The sequence below is a fragment of the Rhodococcus sp. IEGM 1406 genome, from assembly GCF_030056745.1.
Lineage (GTDB): Bacteria > Actinomycetota > Actinomycetes > Mycobacteriales > Mycobacteriaceae > Rhodococcus_F > Rhodococcus_F erythropolis.
Genome location: NZ_JASHKO010000002.1, coordinates 1,332,553 through 1,339,429, shown reverse-complemented (window position 1 = coordinate 1,339,429; position 6,877 = coordinate 1,332,553). Strand labels below are relative to the sequence as shown.

Below are 6,877 nucleotides of genomic sequence, written 5' to 3'. Positions count from 1 at the left end.
CGGGTGGGGTTGGATGATGATTTCTTCGAGTTGGGTGGCAACTCCCTCATCGCGATGAAATTGACCGCCAACTTGAGCAGCACACTCGATTTCGATGTTCCTGTCCGCATGCTCTTCGGTGCATCGACACCCGAATTACTCGCTGCCAGGATCGAAGAGGCTCGGGAATCAGGTTCGGCGACACCGGACGATCATGCGATCGGCGTGCTCTTTCCCGTTCGCATCGAGGGACAGCGGCCACCGCTCTTCTATATCCATGCAATGAGTGGTCTGGCGTGGAAGGCCTCGGGCTTCGCTCCGTATCTAGAGGCAGATACACCGATCTACGGCCTGCAAACTCCCGTAATGACGGAGGCGTGGGCATTACCGACCTCTGTCGACGAGCTAGCACACCGTTACGTGCGTGAGATGATCGATGTGAATCCGACTGGGCCGTTTAACATAATCGGCCACTCAGTTGGAGGGTTCATCGGCCATGCATGTGCTGTTCTTCTACGCGAGCAAGGTTTCGAGGTCTCTCTGTTCATGGTGGATCCACGTCATCCGAGGGAGGTCGACGATGATGTAGCGCTCGAGAACACCCGTGACATGGCAGCTAGTTGGGGAGTGGAACTCGGTGAAGGTGCCGACGTCAATTCTCTTGATCGCAGCCAGATCATCGCCATCGGTAAAACGCTGGACTCGGTGTCGTTCATGACTGAGACACAGATTGGCGCACTTTACGACTTCGCTTCGGCGAGTGGTGAATTGATCTCCGGGTATGAGCCGCGCAAATATGATGGCGACGTGGTGATGTTCCGGGCAGCTGCGGGCATGGACATGGACTTCACAGTGACAGACGAATGGAGATCGGTGATCGGTGGACAGATCACTGACATCGATATCGACAGCAATCACACGTCGATGATGCATCCGGACAAGCTCGAGTTGATCGGGCCGATCGTCGCCGAGTACCTACGTACGCAGGAGAAGCGCTCGTCATGACTGATGAAACCCCGGCTCGGTCGGCCGAACCTCGCACTGTCGTGCATTTTGTACGTCACGGAGAGGTGTTCAATCCGTCGAAAGTAATTTACGGCCGGCTACCCGGATACTCGCTTTCCGAATTGGGCAATCGCCAAGCGAAGGCAGTCGCCGAGATTCTCGGTGATCGTCCAATCTCTTCGATCTTCTCCAGCCCGCTCGAACGCGCGATTGAAACTGCCACTCCGCTAGCCGATTTGTTGAATCTACCCATCGAGAAGAACGAAGATCTTGTGGAGTGGGAGGGAAGGTTCGACGGGATCGCAGCGGGAGACCCGAGACTGAAGCCGTCGGTCGGGTTGCTGCTCAAAACGTGGAATCCAGTGACGCCTTCGTGGGGGGAGAGCTACAAATCGATGGTCAGACGTATGTCTGCTGCCCTGGATTCGGCTCGGCGTCGGAGCGCGGGCAAGGAGGGCGTGTGCTTCAGCCACGAGCTGCCCATCTGTACCTTGCGGCGTTCGTTGAGGAGCGAATCATTGTGGCGTCGGCAGCATGAACGCGATGTGGCTCACACTTCGATCACTTCAGTCACTTTTTCTGGCGAAGCCCTCGTTGATGTCAGCTATTCCGCAAGCCATGTACCTACGGACTGAGGTATAGAGGAAAGCCAGCCTGTTCTTCTCGCATTTGATCGAGAAGAACAGGCTGGCTGGTTGAGAATGTTCCTGCGGTTGTCTCAGATTCCGAGCGAACCGGCGATGAACGGCCATGATTTGTGTAGCTGATCCTGCCAGTAGCCCCACGAGTGGGTCCCGACCGGCTGGAAGTCGACAACGGCCGGAATATTCAATTCATACAGGCGCTTGGCCATGTTCGAAGTGCAAAGGTTGGTCGCTGCTTCGATCGGGCCGCCGATGATGATCTGGTTCTCCGTATATGCGCGACCATCACTCAGACGTGGGTTGAGGAATGTGTCGTTCGGAATTCCAGGAAGCCCGTTTCCGGTGCTCATGTAGATGGGCGTCCCACGCAGCTTCTCTGCGTTGACGAGCGGATCGTGTTCGACCCATCCCGGTCCGTCCAATGGTCCCCACATATTCGTGATGTCGTCGACGCCGCCGATCCATTCCGTGGTCGTCCGGACGAATGCTTGTCCGAGGGGATCGCTGGTCTGTGCGCAGCCACTGTAAGCGGCAACAGAACTGTAGAAACCGGGGTACTCGATCGCCAAGTTCAGTACCGACGTACCGGACATCGAGATGGCCGAGATGGCTTGCTTACCGTTGCTCCCGAGCTCTTCGTTCAACAACGGGGGCAATTCTTTGCCCAGGAAGGTCGACCACTTGTTGCGTCCGGCCTTGGGGTCGTCCTTCTCCCAGTCGGTGTAGTAGGAGAGACGCCCACCGACAGGCGTGGCGACGTTCACGTTCTTGTCAGCGAAAAAATCGACTACATCAGTTTGTAGTTCCCATGTCGCGGCATCTTCTCCGCCGCCGGCACCGTTCAGCAGATAGACGATCGGGCGAGGTTCGGAGTTGTCGGCCGGGGTGATCACCTGAATCGGAACGTCCTTGTCCATCGACGCCGCATAGACGTTGACGACGAGCTGACGGTCATTGACCTTCTCGACGGATTTGATGTAGGAGCCCGTCGACGCTGTTTCGGATGAGTCGCCACCGACGCGCGCGGGGGTGGCCTGCGCGAGACCGGCTGTGAGCAGTGAGCCGGCAACGGCCAATGCACCGATCTGTACGGTGCGTCGCCAGGTCGTGGAATTTCGCGTCAAGACCTCATACCTTTCGGTTGATTCATTGTCGATTGCGACCTTGTCGCATTCAGAGAATTGAGTCGGTTATTGTTTGTGGACTGTTACCGTATTTAGATATTTAAATTCTGGTATAAGGCCACACTCGCTGGATGCGTCTGTCATGAAGTCTCCGCAGCCCGGCGGTAACCCCGAATCGCAGGATATAGAAAAACAGCGATCATTCCCGCTGACCAGGCAAGCATTTTCAGAACTGGCACCAGGACCGGGCCTCCGAGCGAAAGTCCGCGCATAGCGTCGACTGCGACGGACATCGGTTGTGCGGCAATTACGGGTTGAAGCCAGACCGGATATGCCATTGTCGGGACAAAACCACTGTTGAAGAACATCAACAGGGTGCACCCAATGGAAACCAATTCGACGAGCGGGACATTTTCCGACATCGTGGCGAGAGCCGTGACCATCACCGCGAACCCAATGCCGAATGCGATGGGTAGAAGTATCATTGCCACTGCCGCAAGCGGGCCCTGAGTGAACCGGAAGCCGACGGCATAACCAACGCCGATGATGACGATCGTTGTCAGTAGAACTCGAACGGCTTCAGCGATCATCCGGCCCACCAGGCCCGATGCTCGGTGTGCGGGCAGCGTCCAGAATCGACCGAGCAGACCGCTCTTCCGCTCGCCCCGCAAGCCAACTGCGCTGGCGATCGAACCGAACATCGCCCCCACGAGAATGATGAGCGGGACAGTCCCATAGATACTCGGCTGCCCGGTGGCAGCTGTGATGGAATTTCCCAGAACAACGCGAAACATGATCAAGGTCAACGCGGGATAAACGAGCGCCTGAACAGTCGTTGAAGGATCGCGCGCCCAGTTGATCAGAAGCCGCTTCGCCTGAATAAGGCTGTGGGTCCAGAGCGCGCTGGCCGAGTTCTCGGGTAGTGCCGCGTTGGGAAGAGGGAACGCGAGCGCCCTCCCACTGCGTATCTCCTCACGCTTCTCGAGAGAACTCATCACGCTCGCCTCGTACTTGCCCAGTATGCGAGTGGCCCGCATACCGCTATCAAACCGATCGACCAAGCCGCAACTGGCACCAACGTATTCGGGGTGAGGGTGCCGGCAGCCAGGTCCCGCATGGCGTAGGAGAACTGAGATACGGGCTGATTGCGTACGAACGGCCGGATCCATTCCGGGAATCCGCTCTCCGGAACAAATCCACACGAGAGCATTCCGAGGATCAATTGGGGAAGTGTCAATGCCTGACTGGTTGCTTGTGGGCTCTTCGACAGCGAGCCGATTGCATCACCGCCGAGCGACAAACACGTACTGAAAGTCAACGCGATCACGCAGAAGAGCATGGCCTGTGACAGACCACCGACGAAGCGAAATCCGATCGCGTATCCGTAGATCACTGCTGCCGTCAGTGAGACGACGGATCGGAGGAATCCACTACTCATCCGCGAAAACAGTGGAACCGGGCCGAAAACCGGCATGGTTTGCATCCGACTGCTGAAGCCAGTGATGCGTTCGGTCGCCGACATCTGCGCCGCTGAGATCGAAGTGAAGGCCATCGCCTGCAAGACGATGATCGGCATCAAAAACTGCGCGTAATTGATGCCCTGCAGCTGCATTACGAACTTGAGGGGCAGATAAAAGCCGACCGTGAAGATCAATGGCGCGACGATTGCGACTAGCAATTCGTGCCGGCGGATCATTGCGCGAACGGTACGGCCGGTGAGTGTCCACCACTGTGTTACAGCGGACGGTTGCGGACGACGATGGCGTCCGATCCGAGCTGCATTTGGCACCGTGATGGACCGTTGACCTACCTGTTTCAAGGCAAGATCTTGAGTTGCGTATTTCGTCGTCGTGGTCACGTCGCATCGCTTGTTTCGCTCGGACGCGACTGCCCCGTCAACGACAGGAACACGTCGTCAAGTGAAGGCCTGCGCAGGGCGATGTCCGCGAGTGGTATCCGTGCGTGATCGAGACGCCGCAGAGCTTCTGCAAGGGTCGCAGAACCACGGGGTGCGGGAATTGCAATTCGGCCGTTCTCGACTGCCAGATCGAAGCGGAAGTCCGGCGGAACCAAATTACCCAACGCGTTGGCTGCTGGCCCCAGCAAGCTTGCCTCGGCGGGAACGATTTCGCAGAAGCTGGCGCCGGTTCGTGCCTTCAATTCGTTGGCCGTCCCTTCCGCGATGACAGATCCTTTGTCGATGACAATGATGTTGTCGCTGAGGAGGTCAGCTTCCTCGAGGTACTGAGTGGTCAGCAGAACCGTGATGCCTTGCTCCTTCAAAGTCTGCACGAGGTTCCACACGCTCTGGCGGCTGCGGGGGTCCAGTCCAGTCGTCGGCTCGTCGAGAAATACGACTTCTGGCCTCACTACCAATCCACACGCAATGTCGATGCGTCGTCGCATGCCGCCGGAGTAGCCTGCAACGGCTCGCCCCCCAGCTTCCACGAGATCGAATTCCTCGAGAAGGTCCACGGCTCGTTGCCTGGCGGATGCGCGATCGAGGCCCATCAGGCGAGCGAACAGTTCGATGTTCTCGCGTCCGGTGAGTGCGTCGTCGAGTGCGGCGAACTGGCCAGTCATCATGATCGAACGGCGAACGTCGGCTGGGTTGCGAGCGACGTCGTATCCGGCAACCATTGCGACGCCGCGGTCAGGCCGAATCAACGTGGACAGAACCTTGACGGTGGTGGTCTTACCTGCGCCGTTGGGTCCAAGGATGCCGAGCACTGTGCCCTTGGGAGCTTGGAAGTTGATGCCACGCAATGCGTGCACATCCTTGAAGGACTTGTGAACGTCCTCCACGACTACCGCCGCGTCCGTCGATAAGGGCATCAATTCTCCGCTGTCTACATGGGTGTTCGGGCCGAGCTGTGCTTGGACACGGCTTCTCGGCCGTGTCCTTTCTCGAGCAAGTCGTAGCCCGAGCCGGAGTCACTGGTAAGGACCCCAGTGGTTGCGGGAACCTTGTACGTCTATCTCCGGATGCACAGTGGATGTTACCGGAGGGACAACCTCGTTCCGGCCTTCGCGCGGTGGGGATCGATGCAAATGTGCAGCTTGGAGATAAGCCGCGGTCAGGCCGACCGACTGGACTGTGCGATATCGCACAGTGTCCGATACCGGGCGTGATTTCGGGTCGCCGACAGGTGTGAACCGTGTTCGCGCGTGCTGAGTGCTCGTCGAGTACTACGAGTTCGTACTCGATCGACGGGCACCCCTGACTCGATCATCAAGTCGACTCCCTCTGGCGAGGTAACCTACTGCTCATGGATATCGGCACGTTGTCAGTGGTGGTTCCCGTGTACAACGAGGAGGACTACATCGCCGGGTGTTTGGAGTCCCTCGCTCGTCAAGGGGACGAAATCCTCGAGATAATTGTTGTCGACAACAATTCCACCGACCGCACCCCTGAAATCGCGCGTTCTTTCGAGCAGCGGGATTCTCGAATTCGATATCTTGTAGAACCGCGTCAAGGCGTTGTTCATGCACGTAATGCCGGGTTCGACATCGCAGTGGGTGAATTCATCGGCAGAGTCGATGCGGATTCGCGTGTCGCACCAGGGTGGGCGCGAGCGGTTCGAAGTTCCTTCGCTTCTCATGATCTTGATGCCGTTACCGGTTTCTCGTTGTTTTACGAGTCACCGTTTTCAGGTCTTCAGCGAGCAGCGGTGAAGAAAGCCGAGGCCCGTGGCGATTTCCACGGAATCAAACCGGCGCACGCACTGACTGGTTCGAATATGGCGATTCGGGCGACGTCGTGGCGCTCGATCCGCGACAAGGTCAGTGATCGCACCGACATTCACGAAGACGTGGATCTGTCGCTGTGCCTGGTGAAGGCAGGGATGCAGTTCGGCACTGACCTGGACATGCGGAGCGAAATCTCCGGTCGAAGGGGAGAGACTGGACCCATCGAGTTTCTGTCATACAACAAGGCTTCGGTGACAACGCTCGAGTATCACCAGGCTATGACTACACGACTTCGTTTGATGATTCTCAAGACGTCAATTCTGCATGCTCTGTTGTGGCCGGCGTACCGAATGTACGACCGGCAAACCGATCGGTTGTCATGGCGGAAACTGCTGTCAGGTTCCGGAGCCCGCACTATGCCCGTGGATTCGTGAG

7 protein-coding genes are annotated in these 6,877 nt (G+C 57.6%); 3 read left to right on the top strand and 4 right to left on the bottom strand.

The window, feature by feature from the left end:
* Together QM596_RS15710 and QM596_RS15705 are read left to right on the top strand one after the other, a co-directional pair.
* Positions 1 to 984 (top strand): thioesterase domain-containing protein (locus tag QM596_RS15710; protein ID WP_283309288.1); only part of this gene is annotated, 984 nt, incomplete at its 5' end.
* A complete protein-coding gene (locus QM596_RS15705; RefSeq protein WP_054188110.1) occupies positions 981 to 1,619 on the top strand; it encodes a histidine phosphatase family protein in 639 nt (212 codons plus the stop codon). The genes QM596_RS15710 and QM596_RS15705, both read left to right, overlap by 4 nt.
* Positions 1,620 to 1,702: 83 nt before the next feature.
* Here the strand turns inward: QM596_RS15705 and QM596_RS15700 are convergent, their stop codons facing one another.
* The 4 genes from QM596_RS15700 to QM596_RS15685 form a co-directional block, all read right to left on the bottom strand.
* Complete coding sequence (locus QM596_RS15700) at positions 1,703 to 2,752, bottom strand: alpha/beta hydrolase (protein ID WP_054188111.1); 1,050 nt, start codon at positions 2,750 to 2,752, stop codon at positions 1,703 to 1,705.
* 140 nt (positions 2,753 to 2,892) lie between these two features.
* Positions 2,893 to 3,747 (bottom strand): ABC transporter permease, encoded by an 855-nt coding sequence (locus QM596_RS15695; RefSeq protein ID WP_054188169.1) that lies wholly within the window; start codon positions 3,745 to 3,747, stop codon positions 2,893 to 2,895.
* Complete coding sequence (locus tag QM596_RS15690) at positions 3,747 to 4,610, bottom strand: ABC transporter permease (RefSeq protein WP_054188112.1); 864 nt, start codon at positions 4,608 to 4,610, stop codon at positions 3,747 to 3,749. Before QM596_RS15690 ends, QM596_RS15695 begins: the two co-directional genes overlap by 1 nt.
* Positions 4,607 to 5,587, bottom strand: a complete 981-nt coding sequence (locus tag QM596_RS15685; RefSeq protein WP_054188113.1) for a daunorubicin/doxorubicin resistance ABC transporter ATP-binding protein DrrA — start codon at positions 5,585 to 5,587, stop codon at positions 4,607 to 4,609. Before QM596_RS15685 ends, QM596_RS15690 begins: the two co-directional genes overlap by 4 nt.
* Positions 5,588 to 6,021: 434 nt before the next feature.
* On the opposite strand from QM596_RS15685, the gene QM596_RS15680 reads away from it, so the two are divergent.
* Positions 6,022 to 6,876: a glycosyltransferase family 2 protein gene (locus QM596_RS15680; protein ID WP_069145813.1), complete on the top strand. Its 855-nt coding sequence runs from the start codon at positions 6,022 to 6,024 to the stop codon at positions 6,874 to 6,876.
* The last annotated feature ends 1 nt before the right edge of the window (position 6,877 follow it).